General features: G+C 42.2%; 23 protein-coding genes. 8 read left to right on the top strand and 15 right to left on the bottom strand.

Translation table 11 applies throughout. From position 1 onward, the window contains the following. Positions 1-15: 15 nt before the first annotated feature. The 12 genes from J0654_RS03115 to J0654_RS03060 form a co-directional block, all read right to left on the bottom strand. Positions 16-372, bottom strand: a complete 357-nt coding sequence (locus J0654_RS03115; RefSeq protein WP_067035997.1) for a SpoIIAA family protein — start codon at positions 370-372, stop codon at positions 16-18. Between the two features lie 90 nt (positions 373-462). Continuing rightward, the gene (locus tag J0654_RS03110; protein WP_067035972.1) at positions 463-1,233 is read right to left on the bottom strand and encodes an AlbA family DNA-binding domain-containing protein; all 771 of its coding nucleotides are present in this window, start codon (positions 1,231-1,233) and stop codon (positions 463-465) included. A 42-nt stretch (positions 1,234-1,275) separates the two neighbouring features. Next, positions 1,276-1,494: an SHOCT domain-containing protein gene (locus tag J0654_RS03105; protein WP_067035975.1), complete on the bottom strand. Its 219-nt coding sequence runs from the start codon at positions 1,492-1,494 to the stop codon at positions 1,276-1,278. 27 nt (positions 1,495-1,521) lie between these two features. Beyond that, positions 1,522-1,893 carry a SpoIIAA family protein gene (locus J0654_RS03100; RefSeq protein ID WP_067035978.1) on the bottom strand — a complete coding sequence of 124 codons (372 nt, stop codon included), beginning with the start codon at positions 1,891-1,893 and terminating at the stop codon, positions 1,522-1,524. Positions 1,894-1,927: 34 nt separating this feature from the next. After that, a complete protein-coding gene (locus tag J0654_RS03095) occupies positions 1,928-2,350 on the bottom strand; it encodes a Fur family transcriptional regulator (RefSeq protein ID WP_067035981.1) in 423 nt (140 codons plus the stop codon). An 11-nt stretch (positions 2,351-2,361) separates the two neighbouring features. Then, positions 2,362-2,700 carry a P-II family nitrogen regulator gene (locus tag J0654_RS03090; RefSeq protein ID WP_067036000.1) on the bottom strand — a complete coding sequence of 113 codons (339 nt, stop codon included), beginning with the start codon at positions 2,698-2,700 and terminating at the stop codon, positions 2,362-2,364. A 115-nt stretch (positions 2,701-2,815) separates the two neighbouring features. After that, positions 2,816-4,075: an efflux RND transporter periplasmic adaptor subunit gene (locus J0654_RS03085; RefSeq protein ID WP_067036003.1), complete on the bottom strand. Its 1,260-nt coding sequence runs from the start codon at positions 4,073-4,075 to the stop codon at positions 2,816-2,818. A gap of 16 nt (positions 4,076-4,091) precedes the next feature. Then, on the bottom strand, positions 4,092-8,501 hold the full coding sequence (locus J0654_RS03080; protein ID WP_067035983.1) for a CusA/CzcA family heavy metal efflux RND transporter: 4,410 nt from the start codon (positions 8,499-8,501) through the stop codon (positions 4,092-4,094). Positions 8,502-8,618: 117 nt separating this feature from the next. After that, the gene (locus tag J0654_RS03075; RefSeq protein ID WP_067035985.1) at positions 8,619-8,927 is read right to left on the bottom strand and encodes a DUF6660 family protein; all 309 of its coding nucleotides are present in this window, start codon (positions 8,925-8,927) and stop codon (positions 8,619-8,621) included. Between the two features lie 176 nt (positions 8,928-9,103). Continuing rightward, a complete protein-coding gene (locus J0654_RS03070; protein WP_067035988.1) occupies positions 9,104-9,397 on the bottom strand; it encodes a hypothetical protein in 294 nt (97 codons plus the stop codon). 2 nt (positions 9,398-9,399) lie between these two features. Continuing rightward, entirely contained in the window at positions 9,400-9,669 is a 270-nt protein-coding gene (locus J0654_RS03065; RefSeq protein ID WP_067035991.1) for a helix-turn-helix domain-containing protein, read from the bottom strand. 88 nt (positions 9,670-9,757) lie between these two features. Then, positions 9,758-10,969 carry a site-specific integrase gene (locus J0654_RS03060; RefSeq protein WP_067035995.1) on the bottom strand — a complete coding sequence of 404 codons (1,212 nt, stop codon included), beginning with the start codon at positions 10,967-10,969 and terminating at the stop codon, positions 9,758-9,760. Between the two features lie 787 nt (positions 10,970-11,756). Here J0654_RS03060 and J0654_RS03055 point away from each other — a divergent pair. The 3 genes from J0654_RS03055 (at position 11,757) to J0654_RS03045 (ending at position 14,232) form a co-directional block, all read left to right on the top strand. Then, positions 11,757-12,557 carry a DUF6090 family protein gene (locus J0654_RS03055; protein ID WP_207026293.1) on the top strand — a complete coding sequence of 267 codons (801 nt, stop codon included), beginning with the start codon at positions 11,757-11,759 and terminating at the stop codon, positions 12,555-12,557. Continuing rightward, complete coding sequence (locus tag J0654_RS03050; protein WP_207026292.1) at positions 12,541-13,299, top strand: DUF6090 family protein; 759 nt, start codon at positions 12,541-12,543, stop codon at positions 13,297-13,299. Before J0654_RS03055 ends, J0654_RS03050 begins: the two co-directional genes overlap by 17 nt. Before the next feature lie 153 nt (positions 13,300-13,452). Continuing rightward, positions 13,453-14,232 carry a DUF6090 family protein gene (locus J0654_RS03045; protein WP_207026291.1) on the top strand — a complete coding sequence of 260 codons (780 nt, stop codon included), beginning with the start codon at positions 13,453-13,455 and terminating at the stop codon, positions 14,230-14,232. Positions 14,233-14,526: 294 nt separating this feature from the next. On the opposite strand, the gene J0654_RS18250 is transcribed toward J0654_RS03045, so the two are convergent. Genes J0654_RS18250 through J0654_RS03030 form a run of 3 tightly spaced genes read right to left on the bottom strand, consistent with a single transcriptional unit; the run spans position 14,527 to position 19,861 of the window. Then, entirely contained in the window at positions 14,527-16,971 is a 2,445-nt protein-coding gene (locus tag J0654_RS18250) for a ferredoxin (protein WP_237685874.1), read from the bottom strand. Next, positions 16,971-17,939 (bottom strand): thiamine pyrophosphate-dependent enzyme, encoded by a 969-nt coding sequence (locus tag J0654_RS03035; RefSeq protein WP_207026290.1) that lies wholly within the window; start codon positions 17,937-17,939, stop codon positions 16,971-16,973. Before J0654_RS03035 ends, J0654_RS18250 begins: the two co-directional genes overlap by 1 nt. A 14-nt stretch (positions 17,940-17,953) precedes the next feature. After that, a complete protein-coding gene (locus J0654_RS03030; protein WP_207026289.1) occupies positions 17,954-19,861 on the bottom strand; it encodes a 2-oxoacid:acceptor oxidoreductase subunit alpha in 1,908 nt (635 codons plus the stop codon). 236 nt (positions 19,862-20,097) lie between these two features. Here J0654_RS03030 and J0654_RS03025 point away from each other — a divergent pair, with 236 nt between their 5' ends. From J0654_RS03025 to J0654_RS03005, 5 genes are all read left to right on the top strand, one after another. Beyond that, on the top strand, positions 20,098-20,646 hold the full coding sequence (locus tag J0654_RS03025) for a DoxX family protein (RefSeq protein WP_207026288.1): 549 nt from the start codon (positions 20,098-20,100) through the stop codon (positions 20,644-20,646). Between the two features lie 239 nt (positions 20,647-20,885). Then, positions 20,886-21,074 carry a hypothetical protein gene (locus J0654_RS03020; RefSeq protein ID WP_207026287.1) on the top strand — a complete coding sequence of 63 codons (189 nt, stop codon included), beginning with the start codon at positions 20,886-20,888 and terminating at the stop codon, positions 21,072-21,074. A 293-nt stretch (positions 21,075-21,367) separates the two neighbouring features. Next, positions 21,368-22,294 carry an alpha/beta hydrolase family protein gene (locus tag J0654_RS03015; RefSeq protein ID WP_207026286.1) on the top strand — a complete coding sequence of 309 codons (927 nt, stop codon included), beginning with the start codon at positions 21,368-21,370 and terminating at the stop codon, positions 22,292-22,294. A gap of 137 nt (positions 22,295-22,431) precedes the next feature. Next, a complete protein-coding gene (locus J0654_RS03010) occupies positions 22,432-24,351 on the top strand; it encodes a DUF294 nucleotidyltransferase-like domain-containing protein (protein WP_207026285.1) in 1,920 nt (639 codons plus the stop codon). Next, positions 24,351-25,001, top strand: coding sequence for a 3'-5' exonuclease (locus J0654_RS03005; RefSeq protein WP_207026284.1), 651 nt, complete (start codon positions 24,351-24,353; stop codon positions 24,999-25,001). The genes J0654_RS03010 and J0654_RS03005 overlap by 1 nt, the downstream gene beginning before the upstream one ends. Positions 25,002-25,013 lie beyond the last annotated feature (12 nt).

Below are 25,013 nucleotides of genomic sequence, written 5' to 3'. Positions count from 1 at the left end.
TTTTGTTATCGTTAATTAAGATTTAATCCACTTTTGGGCTTGTGATTTCTCGGAAATATCGAAATACTTAACTTCCGAGCTAGTGAAAAAATCAGTTGCCTTAGCCACCCACTCCTGCCATTTTTTGTTACCCACAAAGGCTATCTTGCCGTAATCTCCCAAGTGTGCCGAATCAATTTTTAGGTCTTCCCAAAAGCCTTTAAGGGTATAGCCTTCAAAATCTTCCATTTCAATATAGAAATCCACTTTATGGCCTTTTTCTATGATGTTGTGGATGAGCGGATGCATCTTTTCCATATCCTTTTCCGTAAGTTTCCCGCTGATTTTAGCGGCAATAAGATGTTCCTGTTCTAAGTTTATTATCTGTACCATTTTTGTATATTTTTTAATCAATCTAATTAAAACAAACGTGCAACGGAAGTGCCAATAACCCTTCCTGCATGGCCCAATAACCTCCTGTTTCTAGTTGCACTGTGCCTTTTCCTTACCTATATACACCAGGGCTTCGGGCAAATCTAGTTCGCGCGTGGCATTGCCCGTGCGTATATAAAACCGTGACCGTCCCTCAAGGTTCACATATACCGGCATTTGGGCTGGTAAAATCTCGATACAGCACACTTGCTTTTGACCAAACCCAAAAAATGCTACGTTCACTAGCGTACAAAGATGGGTTCCCAGTTTTTGAGCGATCAATTGCATCAAATACTGCTCAAAGCCATCGCTGTCCGGCTTTTTAAGCGTATCGAAATCCTGTTGCAGGCCCAGAATGGTTCCCCCGTCATCGACACCCATGAGCAACTTGCCCCCCTCGGTGTTCATAAACCCGGCAATGGTCTTTGCAATGATAAGCTCAAGTTGTTTGTTTACCTTGCCCTGCCGTACATCCCATCGCAAGCTTGACTTGAATTCCACCCGGCTGCTCTCTCCCTTGTTTATGAGTTCGAGAACGGTTTGCCTGTCCATCCGTTGCCTGTTCAGTTGAAAAATCTTTTTTCTGAAAAAGACCATCAGGGCAAGGCTGCTTCCCATTGTCCCGAACAACAGGTTTCTAAGAATTTGGTCAACATCGACAACGTTCCATACGGTTTTGAAGGCTTCAAGAAAAAAGCTTGACCAGTGACCGGAATCGCCCGACCGGTCAAAGAGAAAAAGGGATAGGCCCAAGGGTTGCAGTATAAATACCCCAAAGGCAAAGCCTGCCAAAAGCCATATCCCTATTTTTCTTCTTTGCATAGATAACGGTGTTATGGTCGTTCGGTCAAAAGCAAAACACTGTTATTTTTTGTTCTTTAACAGGAACGTCTTTCGTTTTTCAAATTCCTCTTCGTCGATTTCGCCCCGGGCGTACCGCTCTCTCAGGGCTTCCATTGCGGTGTCCCTTTTTCTTTTCTGTCCCGGTGTGGGGTAGGGAATTAAAAATATCCAGAAGATGAGGATTATCCATAACCCCCACCATATCCAGTGCATTCCCCCAAAATACCAATCGTCCATCATAATTTTCTAGATTTAAAGATTCATGTTTCAGTTACTATTGAAATTGCTTGTTTGTTCGAGCCAGTTGTTGGCCATGTTTCCATCTTCAGGTCCGAAATATTTTATGTGGGCTTCGCTAAACGGCAATAGCGATTCGGTAAACCGTTCTTGCCAAGTTTTTTCGCCCACCAAGGCTATTTTCTTAAGCCGTGTTTCTTCGGGAAAGGAAAAATCCAACCTCTCACCGCTGCTTTTCTTCACTCCTTTTTTGCGAGGCTCCATTTCCATATACCAAGCGGCTTGTTCATTGCTTTTCAAATGTTCATTCAGGGCCTTGACCAAGGTCGCCCCATCATCGGCATCCATTTCTTGATCTGCGATGGTATATATGATTTGGTCTTTTTTATAGATTGCTATCATCGTCGTATTCTTTTGATGTTATTGGCCTTTAAGGCTACTCCAAATTGCCACTGCATTTATTGCATACTCCCGTTACGACCAGATTGATATCGTCTGCCATATATCCTTGAGGCAGGTTTACCTGTGGGATTTTACGATCGGTCAAACAAACGGTCTCGTTACACTGGGTGCAGTGAAAATGTAGGTGCAGGTCGCTGCCCACCTCACATCCACAGTTTTCCTCACAGAGTGCATATTTCATAATCCCTGTACCGTCCGCTATCTGATGTACAATATTTTTTTCCTCAAATGTTTTCATCGTCCGGAAAAGGGTGCTCCTTTCCGATTTCTCGAAAAAATTCTCTAGCTCTCCCAAACTGATGGCTACCTCGCTTTGCAGTAACTTTTTATAGGTCAACAGTCGCATCGGTGTGGGCCGTATTCCCTTGCTTTCCAGTTTTTTGACAATTCTTTCCATTTTAAAAGGGGTTAAAGATCGTAGCGTTTAAGGGATTTTCCTGTTTTGATCTGAAAGGCATCCTCAATATAGGATAGATAAATGATTCCATCCCCAGGTTCGGGCGTTTTACCATTTTCTAATATGATATCTATGGCTGATTGCGCCTCCTCATTTTGACATACCAACTCCACTTTTACCACCGGGCTATCGGTTATATTAAAATCAAGGGAGGGTCTTGCTCCTTTTGCTTTGAACGCCCCGGTACCCTCCGCCTGTGAAAGCGTCATACTTTTAAAACCGTTATCGCTAAGGGCTTCGATGACCCTTTGTATCCTGTTCGGTTTAACAAATGCTTTTATTTCTTTCATTTTTAAAATGTTTAAATTTTTAATCGATTTTGAACCGGGCATGTTTTCTAATTTTTAACTAACTAATTAAGATGATAAACAAACCCGGAATCAAAATCCTTGATTTTTTAGAGAATTAATGTCCGTGCTCCAATTCGCCTTTCACCATTTCTGAAGAAAGGGTATAGGCCCCATTGATAACCACTTTTGAACCATATTGAAGGGGTTCCATGGGATTTATGGAAACAAAGCCCAAATCGATAACCCCTACCGATACCTGCACCATTTTAAATTTGAGCTTGCCTTCTTCCTGGGCATCGCCATCGTCAAGTACAAAAATGAACGACTTTTCACCCTCTTTGATGACCGCTTCCTCGGGTACTGCCAGAGTGTTTTTTTCATCCTGTACAATCCTGCCCTCTACATACATACCAGGCAATAAATCCCTTTCGGGATTTTCTATATGGGCGTGGATATGCACGGCCTTGGGATCTTCCTCGAAGGTCTTGCCTATGGAATGTACCTCAGCGGTAAGCAGCTCGTCTGGTCTCGAGGCAACACTGAAAAAAATCTTTTGCCCTTCTTTGACCCTCGGGATGTCCTTTTCATATACCTTTAGATCCACGTGTATCTTAGAATTGTCGCTTACGGCAAACATCTTGGATTGTGGTGCCACATAATCGCCAAGGCTTATCAACACCTCATCGACAAAACCGCTAATGGGACTTATAACGGGTACACCCTGATATATTTTACCATTGGCGATTTCGTCAACATTAAAGCCCAATAGCCGTAGTTTTGCCCGCATTGCATTGACCGAAGAGGTCGTGGAACGATATTTGGATTGTGCCATCTGAAATTCCTTGCCGGATGAGACCCCTTTGTCATAGAGGGTTTTTTTTCGTTCGTAGTCCTGATCCAAAAAGACCAGTTCGTCATTTTTCTCCTGAAATTCCTGTTGCATCGTTATGATATCGGGGTGTTCCAAATAGGCGAGAACCTGTCCCTTGCGCACCTTATCACCCTCTATAACAAGTACCGAGCTTATATTGCCGCCCACAAAGGGGCTTATATTGGCCCTGTCCTGTGGGAAAAGTTCGAGTCTGCCCGTTACCTTGATGTTGTTGCCCAGGCTACGTTCTTCCAAAGGTTTCATTTCGAGGCCGATGGTTTCCGCCTGCTGTTGGGTAATTTCAACGGAACCTTCTTCTTCCTCATGGCCGCCCTCTTCTGCATGGGCCTCATTACCATGCCCTTCTTCCCCTTCCTGTAACGTCTCTTTAGTGGTCGCTTTGCCCTCATCATGGCCTAATTCTCCCTTTTGCCTACCGTTGCAGGAAACAAGGAACGCTGTCAAGGCCAGGATTGATGTCAATGTAATTGCTATATTTTTCATTTCTTTTTCTTTTAAATTATAGGTTGCCCAGTTGATATTGAATTTCAATGGCCTGCTGGTTATACTGATTTATAAATTGTAAGTGGTTCTGTTTTATGCGTATGGCACTATTAAGGATAGTGATATAGTTTACATAGTCTATCTCGCCTTCCCGGGATGCCAGTTCTGCCGTGGCAATTTGTTCATCGGCCAACCGCAGTGCCCCTTTTTCGTAATACTCAAGACTTTTTTGGGTTTTTTCCAGAGCCTTAACCAATTGGGCCAACGTGCTTTCGGTCATCGCCTTCTGTTCAAGGTATTGGCTCTCGGCCAAAATCGCATCGGCCTTTGCCGCTTTCACCCTGTTCTTTTGCGGTAAGAACCACAGGGGAATACTTATTCCCACTTGATAGGTGTTAAAGCCTGAAACGTCGTCAACTGTTTGCCTTCCATAGGTTAGGTTGAACTTGGGCAGGAACTGTGATCTCTCTACCTCTACATTGGCTTCGCTTACGGCCACATTCTGTTCGGCAAACTGTAACAAAGGGTTCTTATTTATATTCTCCGAGGGTGAATCCAGAAACCTTTCCGCCCAAGCGGTAAAAGGTTCGTCAGCTATGTCGATGGGGTCATTAATGCCCAGATATTGCTTCAGCTGCCTTTTGGCAATCTCGATATCATCGTAGGCCTGTTGCCTGAGTACCTGTATCTGCTGGTATTCCGAAGAGGCCGCAATGTATTCCAATTTTCCCGTCTCACCGGTATCGTACCGCAGCTTTGCGGCCGATTCAAAGTCTGTATAGACGCTGTCAAGGCGCTCGGCAAAGCGCAGCTGGGCGGTATTGTACTGTATCTGGTTGTAGGCCAGCATCACATTGCGTACCAATTGCTGTTCGCTGAGCTCATACAGTTTTTCTCCCAAGGCTACCCTTTCCTTGAAAAACTTGGATTTGGAAAAGCCCGACAGTAGATCGATATTTCCCTGTTGAACACCAATCACGGTCTGAACGCCGGGCACACCGCTGCCCGTTTCTTCCTTACCGGTAAATACTTGGGTGTTCCCCAAATCGAAGCTTGTGCCCCTTAAGGCCTTCTCCCGTGCAATGAAGGCCTCGCCCTGTTTTAAGGTTGGGTAATACTCCCTGGCTTTGTCAACGGCCTGTTGCAGGGTAAGGGTCTGGACAGGATCAGGTTCTTGGGCAACCACCGTACCCGATGACAAAAAACCACTTACGGCAAGTAGAATCCCGAGCATAGGCAGACTGTTCTTTACATATCCGGTATCTCCGTTGTCGGATTGTTTGCGCTGCTTTCTGCTCTCGAGCCAGTTGTAGAGGACGGGCACCACCACAAGTGTCAACAAGGTGGCCGTAATCAAACCGCCAATTACCACAGTGGCCAACGGTCTTTGTACTTCAGCACCCCCCGACGTGGAGACCGCCATTGGCACAAAACCCATAATGGCTGCCGTAGCCGTAAGCAATATTGGCCTCAATCTCTCGTGGGTGGCCTCTTCGATGCGTTTTTTGATATTTGTCATTCCTTCTTCTTTTAAATCGTTGAATTTGTTGATGAGCACTAGTCCATTGAGGACGGCCACGCCAAAGAGTACGATGAATCCCACTCCGGCCGAGATACTGAAGGGCATACCACGTAACCAAAGGGCAAAGACCCCACCAATAGCTGCCAACGGTACTGCCATATATATCATCACCGATTGTGAAAATGATTTCAAGGCAAAGTACAGTAGGATAAAAATCAATACCAGGGCAATGGGTACCACCACCATAAGACGGTCTGTTGCACGCTGTAAATTCTCAAATGAACCACCATAGGTAATATAGTACCCAGGAGGCAGTTCCAGTTGTTCATCAAGTTTTGCCTGTATTTCCTCGACCATTGACTTAACGTCCCTGCCCCTAACGTTTACACCAACATAAATCCTTCTATAGGTATTATCACGCGATATCTGCATCGGCCCCGGTTTATAACTAATATCCGCAACCTCTTTTAATGGAACTTGGTTGCCATTGGGTAAATCGATGTACAGGTTTTTAAGATTGTCAATGTTCTTACGATAGGCTTCCGCCAATCGTATTACCACTTCAAACCGTTTTTCCCCTTCAAAGATGACACTGGCCGCTTCACCGGCAAAGGCCGCGCTCACGTAATCATTGAGCTTTTCAATTGTAACTCCGTACTGTGCCATTTTCGCACGATTATAGACAACGGTCATTTGAGGCAAACCGCTAGTGGCCTCTGCCCTTACATCACCGGCACCCGGCACGGTCTGAATTATGGATGCCATTTCGTTGGCTTTTTCAGCCAGAATGTCCAAATCTTCTCCATAGAGTTTTATGGCTACATCTTCCCTTACTCCGGTTAGCAACTCGTTGAACCGCAGCTCGACCGGTTGGGTGAACACGAAGTTCACCCCCGGGATGACCGATATTTTCTCCTTTATCTTTTCTATCAATTCTTCTTTACTATCGGCACTCGTCCATTTACTTTTATCCTTTTCTAGGATAACATAGCTATCGGCGATATCCATTGGCATCGGATCCGTAGGGATTTCGGCAACTCCAATCCTTGAAATCATTGTCTTGACCTCTGGAAATTCATTTACCAGGTTTTGTAGTTTTTTGGAAGCTTCAATGGATTCCGTTAGGCTGCTTCCAGGTTTTATAAGGGCCTGCATCGCTATATCGCCCTCATCGAGTTTAGGAATAAACTCACCCCCCATACCACTGAATATAAATACCGCAATGGCAAATAGGGCGACGGCGCCCAACACTACACCAGCCTTGAACCGTAGAGCAAAATTCAACAGCGGTTGATACCCCTTGTGCAAGGTTGCCATAATTTTATCGCTGAAACCTTCAATCTTATGTTCAAACTTGGCGAACCAGTGGTCTGGGTTTTTGGCGGGACGTAGGAACAGGGCGGAAATCATCGGCACGTAGGTGAGGCACAATATAATTGCCCCCAAAACGGCAAAACCGAAGGTGAAGGCCATTGGACGGAACATTTTGCCTTCTATTCCAGTAAGGAAGAGGATAGGGGTAAAAACAATCAGGATAATCAATTGACCGAAAAAGGCCGAGTTCATCATTGTACTGCCCGATTCATAGGCCAGTTCGTCCATCTCTACTTGCGTAAATACGGCCTTGGATTTTTTCAGCCGCATCTGTATATGGTGCACCATACCTTCCACAATGATGACGGCCCCGTCTACAATGATACCGAAGTCGATGGCACCAAGGCTCATCAGATTTGCCCAAACGCCGAACTGCCTCATCAATATGAATGCAAACAACAATGAAAGCGGGATGACCGATGCCGTAATAAGGCCCCCACGAAAACTACCCAATAGCAGGACAAGTACAAAAATCACGATCAACGCGCCTTCCACGAGGTTCTTCTTTACGGTACTGGTAGTTCGCGCTATAAGTTCACTTCGTGAAAGAAAAGGTTCTATAGTAACGCCTTCGGGAAGTGATTTTTGTATTTCAGCGATTCGCCCTTCCACATTTTCGATGACATTGCTCGGGCTCTCGCCCTTGAGCATCAAAATCTGCCCGCCCACGCTTTCGTGCCCGTCCTGTGTAAAGGCGCCATAGCGCACCTGGTTGCCATAGCCTACTTTTTCTGCAACATCGCTTACCAGTATGGGGGTCCCGTTTTGAGTCGTGACCACGGTATTTTTTAGGTCTTCAAGACTTCTTGCGAGTCCTTCGCCCCGAATAAAATTGGCTTGATGATTTTTTTCAATATAGGCACCTCCGGTATTTGCATTATTTTTTTGAAGTGCCTCGAATACCTGGCCCATCGTGATGCCAAAGCTCTTTAGCTTATCGGGATTTAGGGCAACTTCATACTGTTTGACATACCCACCAAACGCGTTTACTTCCACTACGCCGGGCACTAGGGCCATTTGCCTTTTTACCAGCCAGTCCTGAATGGTACGAAGCTCCATAGCATCGTATTTGTCTTCGTAGCCCTCCTCGACTTTTAAGGTATATTGAAAGATTTCTCCCAAACCTGTAGTTATGGGTGCCATAAATGGTGTACCAAAACCTTCGGGAATTTCTTCAGCAACTTCAGCTAATTTCTCCTGCACCAATTGCCGGGGCAGATAGGTACCTGCTTCATCCTTAAAGACAATGGTAACAACTGACAATCCAAAACGGGATACCGAACGCAGCTCGATAACGTCAGGAAGGTTTGCCATTGCCAATTCTACGGGATAGGTCACGAATTGCTCAATATCTTCAGTACCTAAATTTGGGGCAACGGTAATAACCTGTACTTGGTTGTTGGTAATATCAGGTACAGAACCCAGATTTATAGTGGCCATAGACCATATTCCGGTGCCTATTAGGGCAACCATAAACAAACCGATTATAAATTTGTTGTTTATGGAAAATGAAATGATTTTGTTAATCATAGAAAAAGTATTAATTCAGTTTAAACATCGCAATGCAATGAGATGCAATGCATTTAGAATGTGATGCTTACGTTGAAAGCATCACGATAGGATAGAGCTATCCTTAAAAAAACTGAATTATACTTGAGGGGGTTGGTAAAGGGAAAGGGCAAAATCTTTGCCAAGGCTATCAAAATGGGCAAAGTTTTCTTGAGAAATCACGGATTGAAGCGGTTGAAATTCGGCTATATCAAAATCAATTGTATGCACGTGGCAACAATGGCACTGGCAGAATGGTGAACACAGCTCACAATCTTGGTCGTGATTGCCATCATAGTCCATTACCGAAACGACCTGGGCGTCATCTTTAGCTTTGCCCGAATCGCCACAGGGCACTACATTGAGCGCCAAAAAGTAAAAGGACAATATGATTGTTAAAAATTTCACGGTACAAAAATATAAAAAAATCGATGCAACGCCTATGCAAAAACTGGAAAGACTGAAGAATTGGTAGTCTACGCTTTTGCGTCAAAACTTAAGAAATAACCTTTTTACCAATTCCAACTACCATACGGATTCATCATTTTTCAATTCAGGATAAAGGGTATTGAGCAATGGTCTTCTCAATTGGAAAAGTCCAATCCTTTTCCCATATCCTTATTATTCTTGTTTGATTGAACACTGGCAATATTTTGTGGTTTTACATTTGATTCCTGATGTTGGACATTTCCTTTATGTAGATTTTTATTTAGTTCGTTACTGTATTGCATCATTCCTGCTTGCACAGCATTCATGTGATCGTCGGTCGGCACGACACTTTTGAACATCGGAGTTTTTAGATTCAACTCTTTCGCCAATTCATATCCAAGATTGAATGCCTTTTTATACTCCTCATCAATTTTTATATTTTCTTCCATGGCTAAAAAGTTTCACGAACGTGTGCCTCGATATATTCATTAATAGAATCCCGATCGTACAGAATTACTTTCTTTTGAGGTTGGGAAAACCTGATTTTACCCTCGTCCCGCAGTTTTTGCAAAGTGGTGGTGGATTTTATTTTGAGATGAAACATTGCTTCCTCGCCGTCAATCCATTTTTCTGGCTTATCAGCTCTTTTTTGCTCTAAATATTCCACTACCTTGTCAAACAAGGCATAGAAAGCTTCTTCTTGTAGGCAAACTACTTGCATCGAATACAATTATAGAAAAGTACAAGGTACCCTAATAATCCAATTGTATTCAAATCTTTCGACAAAATACCCGAACTACTGGATGTTCTTAAAAGTTTACTACCTTTTCTAAGGCATCATCGGTTTCTTTGTGCATGAAATTCGATTGATAGTTAACCGTTGTTGTAATCGAAGAATGACGATACAGTTTTTGAAGCATTTGAATAGGTATTTTATCGCCAGAAATGTTTCCAAAGCTATGACGGGCTATATGCATAGATAGTTTTTTCTCAATACCCAGTTTTTCTCCAACGATTTGCAATCGCCGGTTTAAATTTCGGGTTACGGTTTTAACCCTAGTTGCTACTCTTTTGTCATCTTTCAAATTGGTGCCTTTTAAAAAAGGAAAAACCAAATCATCCTTCCCCCTCTTTTGAGCCTCAAAATACTTAAGAATTTCTTTGGTCTTATCGGGAACGACCAATGAGACAAGTTTCCTGTTCTTCCCCATACGATAATATAAGCGATTATCTTTAAAGTCGGACCATTTTAGTTTTATGACATCAGCAACCCGAACACCCGCAAAGTAAAAGCTCGTTAGCCATACGTACACCGCATGAAGCTGTGCTTTTGTCAAATTGTCTGCGGTTTCAAGTAATTGAACCTCTTCCTTGTTCAATCCGATTTTTTCGCTTTCAGGAAACTTAATCTGTATTTTACCTTTTCCAAATGGGTAGTTCCTATCATCAACATGATATTCCTTTCGGGCAAAATTATAAATGGTGCGGATAAGCATTAAATAGTTTATCGCCGTTCTTGGAGCGACTTTTCGTTCATAAAGAAGATATGCCTCGAACCTTTTCAATAAGGTGACGTCCAAATCGGTAAAGGAAAGCTCTTTTCGCCCTAAATAAGTTTTAAAAATCTCCAACCTCTTTTCTTGATTGTATTGTTGATTGAACTTTTTTCTTTTTAGGAGATTCGCCAAAAAAACCTCACTTACTTTGAAAAAATCATATTTATCCTCTCCCACAATCTTTTTAGTGATTGTAGCTACAGATTGCTTTTTTTCGCTTGATTCAATTTCCAAAGCCATGTCATGCGCTTCAGTAATCTTTTTCAAAAGCATGTTATTAAGGCGTGAAGAATTAGGATGACTTTTTTTAGCCAACCCCTTTGTTTGGTCCCAATCCTTTTCAAGAATGTACTCACCTGTAAAAAGGAACTTGGACTTTCTATCTTTTGTTATTCGTAGGGCAATTGGGAAAGTCCCGTCCTTCTTCTGATAATTCTTGCGTAATACTATCTTTACAGTCGCCATAGTGTTATTTTTTGCCTTATAAAGATACGAAATCTATGTACAACATATGTACAACAAATCATGTTTTAATATGAATTTTTATGGCTTTGAATAAAAATTGAACATCCTTAAATATCTTATAAACAATTGATTATCAAATCAAATAAGCCCAAATGGATTCAAAAGACTCAGGATTCATAACCCGGAGGCCGGGGGTTCAAGTCCCCCTCTCGCTACTAAAACAGAAGCCATTCTATTGAATATCAGTGGGATGGCTTTTATTTTCCCGATATTATCCCGAATAAATTATTCCACTTACAACAATTCGCAAAAAGCGACGGTATTTGCATGACCGGGTATGGGGAAAGATCTAATATCTCCCCACCCCAATATGAAACATGTAGTATCCAACGTATAGGCGTCCAATGAAAATTGCAACTTGTTAAATTAAAGCTTCAATTTTTATATACTAGGAAATCCTACAGATTCCAATAAAAAAACTTGATTAAGCAACAACCAGCGAGAGCATTTGAATGTGGTTGTACAGACAAAACCATATTCCAATTTATCGTTCTTATGTCCATGTAAAAATCCCACCGTTTTATTGAACTTTTCGAGTGAAACGAGTCCACTGATTCTAAAGAGTTTACATTCTACCGTTTATTTAAACTTTCAGGTTATGGTTTTTGGATATGCACGAGTGAGTACCATGGAACAAAGCTTGGATTGTCAAATCATTCGAGTTCCACTTTTGAGAGCTGTCAACCTAATTCCATAAAAATCATATCTTTAGAGAAACCAGCCTCTAATGATCAAGTTCTTTAGAAGAATCCGCCAAAACTTAATTTCAGAAGGAAAAATGGGAAAATACCTGAAATATGCGATCGGAGAGATTGTGTTGGTGGTCGTAGGTATCTTGATCGCTTTGCAAATAAATAATTGGAATGAAAGGCGCAAAGCCAAAATTGTGGAAAACAATTTTTTTGAAGATGTGATTCAGGATATGGAAAAAGATCTGGACAGGCTGGAATACTATGAATTGTTTCATACCAAAAGGGCCGAGTACCTGGACACGCTTTTAACCTATTTGAGAAATCCCCAAAAAACCATGGGAATAGACAAATTTCAGCAGTATGTGGAACCTTTGTACTATTCTGCAACTCCCACAAGCTACTCAACATCTTTTGAATCGGCCAAGGCATCAGGTACCTTCAAAGATATGGAAGCCAAAAATCTCATCAAGGAACTTTCGCAATATTATATCGATTTTGCGCAGATTGAAAGTGATTTTGCCTCCATTACCCGATATGTGGAGGATAAGTTTGAACCTATCATGTATAACTTCCCTGAAGGGAAAATGAACCAAAACACCGGGAATCTCGTTATAAACGAAGAGAATACACAGGCTTTTTACAAAAAAATCGCCTCCATAAAAGATAACAGGGACATGACTATTGATTATAAACTAATTTTAAGGACCCCACGAATGGAAAACTACCTTATTGGGGACATGGGGAGAACATCAAATGTCATTGGAAGAATAAAAGCCAGACAGGAAAAGCTAAAAACACTGATGCAAAAAATTGAACAACGTGATCAAACTTTTTAGAAACATTCGTAAACAGCTTCTCAACGAAGGCAAAACCAGCAAATATCTAAAATATGCCATTGGGGAGATTGTACTAGTGGTCATTGGGATATTAATAGCCCTACAGATCAATAACTGGAACGAAAACCGTAAGAACAATTTACTTGAACAACAACTGCTCAAGGCATTGCTAACCGAATTCGAAACCAATTTGGCCAACTTGGATCGGGTTATAAAGTTCAACGATTCCAATATTAAAAACAGCGTAAGTTTAGGTCGATTTACTGGACCATCACTTTCAGATTTCAATGAAAAGGAACTCTCTGAACTAATGGTGGGCATCTTTAAAATTGAACCCAGGTTTACGCCCTCACAAGGCACGGTGATGGAAGTCATTAATTCAGGTAAACTTTCTGTATTGTCGGATGCAAAATTGCGCAAGGCCTTATCAGATTGGCAATCTACCTTGGAAAGTGTCAAAAGGCAGGAAGACTATGTAGTGGAAAGAAGGGATTTGGCACATGAATTCTTTTTAAAGGAGGGGAATTTCCGTCGGCACCTCAATATCATCAACGACCCCTTACTGGATGCCAAACCAAGTCGTTTTAAAAACAATGATTTTAAATTCCTTGAAAATGAAGAATTTGAAAGCCAACTCTATTTATTCATTGTGGCATCAGAAAATTTAAAGCAGGCTTTTTATTTGCCCTTAAGATCTAAAATAGTAGATATAATTAAAACAATCGATTCTCAGATTAAATAATTTAAATGAACAATTGCCATTTCCAAAAGTTCAAATAAACGATTCCAATACAAGATGATCAAATACATCGATTTTAAACCAATTTGGAGGTATATAGATATATCTTATGCCTATATAAACAAGTTGTGCTTCATTACGATCAACCATTAACCAATGATAAAATTATTTAGAAAAATCCGCCAAAAAATGCTAACTGAAAACAATTTTAGTAAGTATCTCATTTATGCAATCGGCGAAATTATACTTGTAGTTATAGGGATTTTGATTGCATTACAAATTAATAATTGGAATGAATATAGAAAAGATAGAATTCGAGAACAAGCCATTTTAAAAAACCTTCAGATAGATTTTCAAACTAATATTAAAAATGTTAATGATGCTTCTAGCAATTTTATGGTGGCCTACGAAGCTTCAGCAAATCTTCTCGAAATAATTATGGCTGATGATATCATTAACGGTTCTGAAATTGAACAATTAATAGATAATATCATTAATAAAACCAAATCACTTGATATAATTACCGGATCAATAGACGAAATGCTCAATACTGGATCCATCAACTTAATAAAGGATGATAATTTGAGAAAACAACTACTAAATTGGTCATACTATCAATCAGATACTGAAGATGATATTGTAATATATAGGGATTATTTATTTGATTTCTTTGTTCCTTCATTAACGAATAAAGCCCTTTTAAGAAATATGGAGGTTCCTGATTTTTTTGAGAAAGATATTTACTTTAAAAATATCGCCAAATCGAATTTCACAATCGATTACAACAAAACTATTAGAACCGTTGAATTTGAAAATGAGGTATACAATAATACCTTAAACTATATGTATGCAATTGATTCTTATAAGGTGTTTAATGATTATTTATCCGAAACTCTAAAACTAATAGAATCAAATATTGATGATAAAATTCTTTGAAAACATCTGGAAAAACATTTACAATCAAAAGCATAGAGAGAATTGGTAAAACAAAATAATCGAAAATAAATAACGAAAGCACAACAATGGACATAGGTAATTGCGTGTTCTTGCATACTCTTGATAACCCGTGTGAAGTTTCAGCTTTGTTTACATGCAAGGTTGAGTGCTAAACCACTCTACTACCCATAGCCAAGACCGATACCAAAGTTCAAATAAACGATGGGAATCGTGGGGCAACAGGGGTATCTGCCACTGCCCGCATCATGTACCCTTTTTAACAGGCCAACAGGGTTATTGGTATTTCTCCGCTCTTTTCAACAATTTCTCCAACCCGGGTTCATTCGGGTCATGGGGCAAACCCGGATGGATGCACATGGCCGGGCATTTCTCTGCTGCAGCAACGATCTTTGCGTAGGTGTCGCCTTTGGGATTGTGCACGTGGGCTTGTTTGTTGCTATTGTATTTAAAAACATTGGGTACCGCATTGATGCAATCGTTGCAAGAAGTACATTCATCGCTTTCCACCCAGGCCACTTTACTCACCGATACTTCCTCTTTAGGTGTTTCCTCCGGAGCCGGCACTGTTTCAAGGGATTCCTTATCCGCTTCCAATGTTACGCTAACGGGCGCAGGAGCGGTTGAATTGATCGCAAGGCTAGCCAAATCGGTTTTTCCCTCCATGAGTGCAAAGAGTATATTGTGGATGGCTTTTTCAATATCAGCGGATCTTTGGGTTTCAAACTCTTCGGATAACCGTGCTTCCAGTTCTTGTAGTTCAACTTCCTTGGTCTGTGTCCACTCAGCTTTGGACCTCGACAACTTGTTTTCAAAATGCTGGCTCTTGACACCCCCGAGTTCCTGTAAAAAACGCCAATAGTCCAGCCTACTTCTTATCCGTTGAAGCCAGGATGCAGGAATGGCTGCCCTATGCAGTTTGTAGTCTTCATCCACTACCTGAATGATGGGTATCTTTCCTATCTGGGACTCCGGATCGGCTGAAAGATAGTCTACCACAGATACCAGATTTTCCTTTTGGTACCAGTCGGGAATAATCTCAAGGGCTTGCAAATTGCGGGTTTCCATAGCAAGATAATCCGCTGAGCTCAGACTAACCTGTTCCGTATGCTTTCCACCGGGAATTTTGATTTCCAGAACTTGATTTGGATATAAGAGATCGCATTGCGGATTGTCCTCCAAATTGAAATGGCTTCCAAAATCCATCCCGGCCTCGATATCGTAAGTCAGGCGTGGAAATTGCCGGCTTTCGATCGCCCTATGGATCCTGATGTGACAACCGGGGGCATCTTCCGATCCGGCATCCGGCAGCAATACGTTCCAGAGTACCGGAGCGGTGGCGTTCAGACCATGACGTAAGGCATTTTCAAAAGCGTAGGGATCTTCAATACTTCCCTGGTACACATAAGCATTTCTGCGAAAGATGGCCAGTGATGCAATCTCCAGCGAGTTTTCTTCCAACTCAGAAGCTGCCACAGGCAAATTGATGTCGTTCAATGTGTTGATGGCAAAAACCTTAACAAAGGCACCGTCTGACAAAAGGGAAAGAAAATCCTTTGGCTGGTCGGCAATATTACGGCTCTCGTCAATGATAATGACAGGGGGAAAATATTTGATATCCCCGTAATTCAGATAGGACGGGGCGAATCCAGCAAAATAGGCATCGTGCAAAGATTCATCGTAGGTCTGTCCTATCTCAAGCTCCGCCAAACGCATCGCTCGGATCAGTGCTACAAAGTTCGACAATTCCTTTTCCAAATAGGCTTTGGCATGTGATATGGCGTCAGATTCCACAACTTCAACAGTTGCCTGACCAAACACCTCTTTAAGGTCGTAGCTTTCCAGTAGTTTTTTTGTAATAAAGATCTTATTGGGATGCTCTGTGTAAGATTTCACAGCGCTGGAAAGTACTTTTATGCTATCCCGAATTTGCTTGAGTCTCGCCTTTGGCAGATCTGAACTAACCCTTCGAGGTGCGACATCCTGTACTTCGTCTAAAGACAAAAGGTCCCTGGCAAACTCAAAATGCGTACTGTCCTTTTCCCGGCCCTTATCCTGAAGGTCGACAATTTCAGTCAATCCGGATAGTTTCCGTTGCATAAGGGCAATGAACTCTGAAAAGGTGGCAATTCGCGCTTTCAAATGAATATTGAGCAGTTGAAAAGGAGTCCGTGCACCAAAACCCATGATGGGCCCTTTGTAGGATAGGAGTTCTTGTTTTATTGGATCTAAATGTTCTTGCAAATCCTTGGGCGTATCGTCGCCCAAAGCATTGCCCATTAGTTCCAACAATTCATGTACCTGGGAGCCATAATTAAGATCCGGTTCAGCCACTTGCAGTTTCCCTTGAAGTGATAAGAGGATGGAAGGTAGTTTCTCGATCAAGCCTCTACCGATGTCCGAAGCACAATGATTTGAAATCAACACTTCGAGTCGCTCATGAAGGCTGCAGATATTGCTTTTTTCTGGCTCGAAAAGTACCGGATAGTGCATGGCGGGTAACATGTCCCGCAAGCACGGGGCGGACAAAATCGGTGCCACGTTAATATTTTGGCAAAAGTCCGTTTTTACACCCTGTACAAAGTATTTGTGCAATTGATCGCGATACCTTTTCAATTCCTCATTTTGAGGTGCAGGTTCTTGCTCTCTAGTAACCACGACGTTCCTATTGGCATAACAGTCGAGGATCTGATCCGTATTTGAATTATTTATTTTGTTCATTACACCGAATTACTAGTAGTATATTGATCCAATAAGCATTCCAGATTCTGCTTTTTTTCCTCAACGCCCATTCCGAGATTGTGGGCTCCATATTCATCATAGCGGGCGTTGTCGGTATTTTGATATAGCAAACCGATGGGAATGCCATTATTGATCTCTGCGTGTTCCCTGGCCTTGTGGATATTGGAAGGATCGTGCTCGATCACTCGACCAAAGGCTTTCCGGGCCTTTGGTTTTAGATTGATCCCATTTTCGTGTGAGAGCAGGATAAGGTTTTTGGGGTTGACAGCAATATCACCATAGAGATCGCGCATAAACGCAGGACACCGTTGAACGATGCGCACAAAAGCAAGGCCGGGATGTTCGGCCGCTTTTCGTATGGTCGCATAGAGGTGAGCGGAATTCCAATCCACGGTCTGCGCCACGAAGGAGACATTGGCCAATCCCAAGGTAGTTTGTATCGGGTTGATCGGAGGAAGGACGGAACCCCTAGGGTGCGTATTGGAATGGGTGCCCAACGGGCTGGTGGGTGAAGTTTGTTTTTTGGTCAAACCATAAATGCCATTGTCAAAGAGCAGTGCCACCATTTTCATATTGTACCGAATGGCATGTACCCAGTGCGCTGCACCAATTGAGCAACAATCCCCATCTCCGGTTACAACAAAAACGTTGAGGTCCGGTCGTCTGAATTTCACGCCACTGGCTACCGGGAATGCTCTTCCATGAAGGCCGTGAAACCCATAGGTTCCCATATAATGTGGAAATCTACCGCTGCATCCGATACCGGAGACCACCACCGTTTTTTCAGGTTCATATTGCATGTCCTTGCAGACGCGCTGTACGGTGGTGAGTATGGAGTGGCCCCCACAACCTGGACACCAGCGGGCTACGCCTTTTCCATAATCCTCCATACCATAATCATGGTCTTGGGAGGGGACAGAACAATATTCATGAGTTTGTACAAGCATACTATTACAAGTTTTTATCCTTTGACTTCGGAATTTTCAATTTTCAATTCGCTCTTGATCATTTTCAAAACCTTTTCAGGGTTCAGGGGTTGCCCGTAGACATTGCTGAAACAATCGATATCCATGTGTGTTTTTGCCCTAAGTAGCCACGCCAACTGGGCATAGCGCCGATTCTCCTGAGTAATCATCGGGTGGCCCAGCGTATCACTATAATTGATCTCAACGGTGATGACTTTTTTGAATCTATTGAAGATATCAACCAAGCCCGGAACAATGGGAAAGAGAAATCGCAAGTGCAGGCTGCTTACCTTTAGTCCTTCGGCACGGGCATCGGCTACGGCTTCCTCTATGGCACCAAGTGTAGATCCCCAACCAACCAGCAGAATATCACCTTCCGGGTCACCATTGATCTTTGGTGGTTTAAGGCTTTTCTGGAAAGAGGCGATCTTTCGGCTTCGGCTTTCGACGCTGGCCTGATTGATCTCCGGGTCGTAGGCCACTTTTCCCGTCTTTCCATGGGCCAGTCCCGTTACGGTATACATACCGCCTTTCTGCCCCGGAATCGGTCTTTTGCTGGTTCCTGTATTTTCATCCCATTCAAATGGCCCGGCCCCATCCTTCCATGGGCTCTGATCGATGGGATTGGTCAGCCACAAGGGGTCGATTTTTGGACGCGGGAAGGGTTGTACCCCTGTTGCCAGGTTCGCATCACTCAATAATATGACGGGCGTTCGGAATGATTCGGCAAGCTTGCGTGCCAAAACAACAAAGTGAAAGCACTCTTCGATGGTAGCGGCTGCAAGCACGATTTTTGGGGCATCCCCTGCCTCCCCGTAGATCGCTGCCAACAAGTCGCTCTGTTCAACCTTCGTCGGCAATCCGGTAGAGGGCCCCCCTCGCTGAACATCAATGATCACGAGCGGGATTTCAGCCATGACGGCCAAGCCGATAAACTCGGTCTTGAGTGCCAATCCTGGTCCCGAGGTAACCGTTACTGCCGGTTTCCCCGCGAAAGAAGCACCGATCGCAAATCCGATCGCAGAAATCTCATCTTCTGCCTGATGCACGATACCCCCGACCCTTTCAAAATTTTCGGCCAGGTGATGGGATACGGATGTCGCAGGCGTTATCGGATACATCGAACACAGTTCAATACCCGATGCCATGATGCCCATACTGAGGGCTTCATTTCCGTTCATGACCACCATATCATTATCCACATCCATCGGCGTCACCTCGTAACGAAAGGGAAGATTTTCTCTAGCCCAATCATATCCCGCGTGCAACAACTTGATATTCAAATCTATTACGGCATCGGTTTTCTTTTTAAAGATCCTTCGAATCTGATCCTCGGCCTTGGGGATATCACGATCGTACATATAGGAGAGCAGGCCCAGGATCCACATGTTTTTACCTTTGCGGGGATCGGGCATTAGTTTCAGACATTCCTCTTCCATGGGGATCTCCACCACCTTAATGCCCAATTCCTTAAATTTCAGTAGTGCTTCCGAGTACTGCTGTCTAATGGTTTCCTGTTCGCTTTTGGCCCATTTATTCTCGATGAACATCAGGGTATTCCCATTATAGGCATCTTGGCGGATTCGACCGTACACCACCTGTTCATTGAGGGCGATTACCAGATCAGCGTGATTTCCCATATTGGTCACTTTATCGGAACCGATACGCACCCGGATTCCGGAGGCGCCTTCTCGGGAGCGTGCGGGTGGTTGTATCTCTGCCGGAATGATCTCAACGGTCCAAACGCCATTTCCCATTTTTGCGGAGATTGCCCCGAAGCTCTGCCCACATTTTTGGGCTCCTTCGCCTGAATCGCTTACGATTTCAACAATCGCTTGTTTGATTTTCCTGGGTTTAATCCGGTCGCCCTCGTTCAATATATCACTACTGACAATGTAATCCATATTCTCTTGGCCTTTTGATTAAAAACAGGTTTAAAGTAGCAAAAGCCAGATTTACATTAAATGATATATATCAACTTTTAAAATTATGGATCTTAAGAATTCCTCGACGCTCAGGGAAGGAGTAGTTCATTAACTTAAGGAATGACCCTTAGTTCGGTCATCCCGACAAAATGTGGTAACATGCTTTCCTTTTTGGTAGCAATCAACAAAGCTCTAGTAGTCAAAACATTGGCTTTTTGCTCCTTCGATTCTTTGTAGGGCTAGCACTTTGCACAGTCTTTGAAAAGTTCTTCCCAAAAAATGGTATTTGGGGACCACAAAATTGGTTCGTTCAAGATACTGCTAATATGGGTTTTCCTTTTCCAACTTTCTTTGCCTGGATAGCGGTATTATCTGAATTCTTTGGCGGAATTGCATTGATGCTTGGTGTATTTACCCGACCTGCTGCTCTCTTAAACATCTTTGTGATTTTTACTGCGACTTTCATTTATCATGATGGAGAAATTGGCAACTCAGGATTAACCTCGTTCTTCTTCATGATTATGTGCTTTTGTATCTTACTTTTCGAACCCGGAAAATTCAGTCTGGACTACTTTATCAACCAAAAGCTTTTTAAAAGAATGGCAACCATCTCAACGATTGTATTGCTGATCTTGTCGTTCAACTATGCGACAGGTCAAGCCAATGGCTTTTCAATGCATTATAAAACGGAAGCTATAACAGTAGACACTTCAAAAGTTCAGTTTTATTTGAAAAATAATAGCATACTGTTACACACCTTATAGTTGACATTTGTGTCCTCAAGCCACATTTAAAAAGGTTTCCTCATAACAACTTATTTTTCCTGAAGCAAAACCCGAATCCGATATTGGGTTGAATTTCAGGTTTTGGGACTCCATATATCCACGGCATCCCCTCTCTTGCTACAAAAATCAAAGTCATTTAGCTGTTTTTCAGTTGAATGACTTTCTTTTTTTCTTCGTATTCTTTTTTTCCTAACTTCAAGGTCTTAAACCAACCTCGAATGAATTACTTTAAAAAACTGGGAACCGGCAATTTGCTTATGTTGATCTTATGTGCGTTGATCATAATGGTGGCAGAATACCTGTTTCTTAACGGCAATCAAAAACACGGTCTTTTTGTGGGGCTTTGGGCACCGACACTTTTAGGCGTTATGATTTACCTAAAACTTGTGGACAATGACAGCGAATGATATCGTTTTATGGTTCTCTGTTGTTGTTATTGTAATGGTCGCCATATGGGCCATATTAATGATTCGCGCATACAACAAGGCTAGTAATGGGAAGTAAGTGAATTAACTCTTGATTTAATTAAAGATAAGGCCACTTTTATGTGGTCTTTTTTGTTATCCATTACTTTCCGGTATTCCAAATTTGCAGCATGTAGGTTACCTGCCCATTTTCAAATAGTAAAAACCATATACGGGAACATAATCCAAAAATATATTGATATATTTATAAAACACTAACAATCAATACACTATAAATGGTGAAAAAATTATACCTCATATATATTCTGTTCCTATCAGTTTCTGAAGTGTACTGTCAGGATTATAAATCATATTTTGAATATGAAAAATTGACGCCATCAGCAGTAATTGTTGGAACACAAACCATTGACTCTCTTACCCAAATGGAAAAAGTGGTACTCAACGGCTTCAATTCCAAAATCCCCTTTTATCACTTTATAAATAAAAGGAATTCAGAAAACAGATATGCCATATTGATACATGGCCTGGGAGGCAATAAAGATTATTGGGTCAATCCTTCCATGCCCTATTTACAATATACCAAGAACCTAACGGCAATTAAAGACTCTCTTTTACTGCATGGGTTTAGCCTGGTGATCCCGGACGCTAAATTCCATGGTGAAAGGTCCTATGAATTAAATTTTAGAAACCCGGGTACTTTGCCTCCTATGCGTTCAAAAGATATAGAGGACGCGGATAGCATGTACGATTTATATGCATCAAGTGTTAAGGAAATCCGATTAATAATGGATTACCTGGAACAAAGTAGTCAAGACCAAAAAATAAAATTCAATTTGATAGGGTATAGTATGGGTGGTGCTATTTCATTGCTGTTGAACCATATTGATCATAGAATCCATTGTGTAGTTGCCTGCGTACCGCCAATGTCCAGGCCATACTCGGAAATTGTTGATCTGAATTGGCCTAAAGGTATATCCGATAAATTGAAGGCCATCAGCCCACTTTATAGCGTAGCCGATCAAAATGCTCCCGTAGCCATGTTGATGGGAAAATCCGATTTTTTTATCCCTGAGGATGAAGCCAAAGCTTTTTACGACAATATAAAGATGGAAGACAAGGAACTAAAGTTTTACGATTCCGGTCATGAGCTTCCCGATACCTATGTTGACGATGTAATCCAATGGATCATGGAACATAATTAGGATTAAACCTGCGGTTGATAACACAAAGTTTAACCTTGTCAATGTAATGTTTCATACGTGTTCACTGACCCAGCAAACCATTTATAAAAGCGTTTTAAGATTTTTTTCTGCAACATTTTGTGCTACTTTTAAGTAACATGAAAAACACCATATCAGAACGCATTGCCGATTTCCTGAAAAACTACCCTCCCTTTAATTCCATGGAGGCAAAACAGCTTGAGCACTTGTCACTTGAGGTTGTGATCATCCATAAGGAGACCAATACCATTGTTTTTTCCGAGAATGAAAATCCGCACCAGTATTTTTATGTGGTGAACAAGGGTGCCATAGCCTTGTCCAAATCTGGCTCAAGTCAAATATTGGATATCTGTGATGAGGGCGATGTTTTTGGCCTAAGGCCCTTGTTGGCGCATGAGAGTTATAAATTAGAGGCCAAAGCTTACGAGGAGACCATTCTTTACGCTATTCCCATCAAAGACTTTAAGCCCTTGGCATTGGAAAATAAACGAATTGGAAATTTTTTGATAGAAAGCTTTGCTTCCAATACCGGTAACCCCTACTCCATTAAACACCGAGGAAAATTGTACGGTGTAAATACCGAGGCGGAGCAATACTCCACAAACAAAATATTGGATCTTCAGCCCATTAAGTATTCCACTGACCTTATTACATGCAAGGAGGGCACCAAAATTAAAACCATAGCCAACAAAATGACCCAGTATAACGTAAGTTGCATTTTGGTGGAGAAAGATAACTTACCCGTTGGGATCATAACGGACAAAGATTTGAGAAAAAAGGTGGCCACAGGACTGTTCCCCATCACAGCGGCCGCCAAAACAATCATGTCCTCCCCTATTATTACATATCCCAAAGAACTTACGCTGGCACAAGCACAGATGGCCATGATGAAAAGTAATATCAGTCATCTTGTGCTCACAAAAGATGGTACTACGGATACGAAAGCCGTCGGAATCCTTTCCAAGCACGACATCATGGTGGCGGTAGGAAACAACCCTGCAGTGCTTTTAAGGGCCATTAAAAGAGCTACGGATGCCAAAAGATTACGTGCGATACGACATGGTATCATGAATCTGCTACAAGGCTATTTAGATCAAAACATTCCATTGGGATTGGTATCCAAAATTATTTCTGAACTCAATGATGCATCCACAAAACAGGTTATTCAAATTGCATTGGCCAAAATGGAAGAGGAACCGCCAGCAAGATTTACCTGGCTCAGCATGGGCAGTCAGGGCCGTGGGGAACAATTATTGAACACAGATCAGGACAACGCCATTATTTTTGAGGATGTACAGGAGGAAAAGTTGGAAGCAACCCGAAGCTGTTTTTTAAAACTTGGGGAACGTATTTCCAAAATGCTCAATACCATCGGATTTGAGTATTGTCCGGCGGATATGATGGCATCCAACCGATCATGGTGCCATAGTTTAACGGAATGGAAAAAGGTCACTGCACATTGGATTCACAATCCGGGACCTGAGGAAATACTTCTATCCTCCATCTTTTTTGATTACAACGTAACCTATGGCGACAAATCGCTTGCCGATGAACTATCACACAGCATATTTGACCATGCCCGTAAATATCCCCAATTTTTTACGCACTTGGCTAGCGGAGCTTTACAAAATCCTTCCCCATCAGGTTTTTTCAGAGATTTTTTGGTGGAACAGGATGGAGAGCACAAAGACTTTTTCGATTTGAAACTACGGGTACTCATGCCCATTATTGATGCTGCACGGGTTTTGATTTTATCGCACTCCATCAAATCCATTAACAACACGGCAGAGCGTTATGAAAAGTTGGCCGAATTGGAACCCAACAACAAAGAGTTGTACCTCGCGTGCTCATACGCCAGCAAAGCATTACTGAAATTCAGGACCAGACAAGGTTTGCTCCACAACGATTCGGGCAGGTACATTGCCTTGGACAAATTGAACAAGGAAGAGAAAATCAAACTGAAAAGAACCTTTAAAACCGTTAAGGAAATCCAATCGTTGATCGAGGTGAGGTTCCAAGTAAAAAATATGTTGCGCTAATGTGGCCGTTCTCCCAAAAAAAACAGCTGGAACTTCCCGATTTTTGGTGGGAGTACGAAGAGCATTTCAAGGAAAAACTTCCAGAGGGTGTCCATGACAACACTTTTGTGGTATTGGACACGGAAACTACAGGTTTTAGTTTGACCAGAGATCGTATGCTTTGTATCGGTGCGCTGAAACTACTGGACAACAATATTGTGGTCAAGGATAGTTTTGAGGTATACATTCAACAGGATCATTATGATTCGGAGAGTGCCGAAATACATGGCATTTTAAAGAAAAGCAAAAAAGAAAGTATCTCGGAACTTGATGCTTTGAAACAGTTTTTGGTCTACGCCAAAAACCATATTTTGGTGGGGCATCATGTTATGTTCGACATTAATATGATAAATGCCGCACTAAAAAGAAACGGTCTACCCAAATTGAAGAACAAGACCTTGGATACCGAATCCCTTTACATAAGAACATTATTGATATCCACTGTGGTGCAGCGCAAGGACCGATACACGCTGGATGACCTTGCCAACAAATTTAGTATTTCCAGAAAAGACAGGCATACCGCTTTAGGTGATGCCTTTATCACCGCTATTGCCTTTTTACGGATCATTGAAAAGCTAAAACCGGAAAAAATAAAGGACCTCCTTAGATAAAGAGGCCCTTTA

Origin of the sequence: Flagellimonas profundi (assembly GCF_017313275.1) — a bacterium.
Lineage (GTDB): Bacteria > Bacteroidota > Bacteroidia > Flavobacteriales > Flavobacteriaceae > Flagellimonas > Flagellimonas profundi.
Note: the sequence above shows the minus strand (reverse complement) of the source record. Positions and strands in the feature narration are given on the sequence as shown.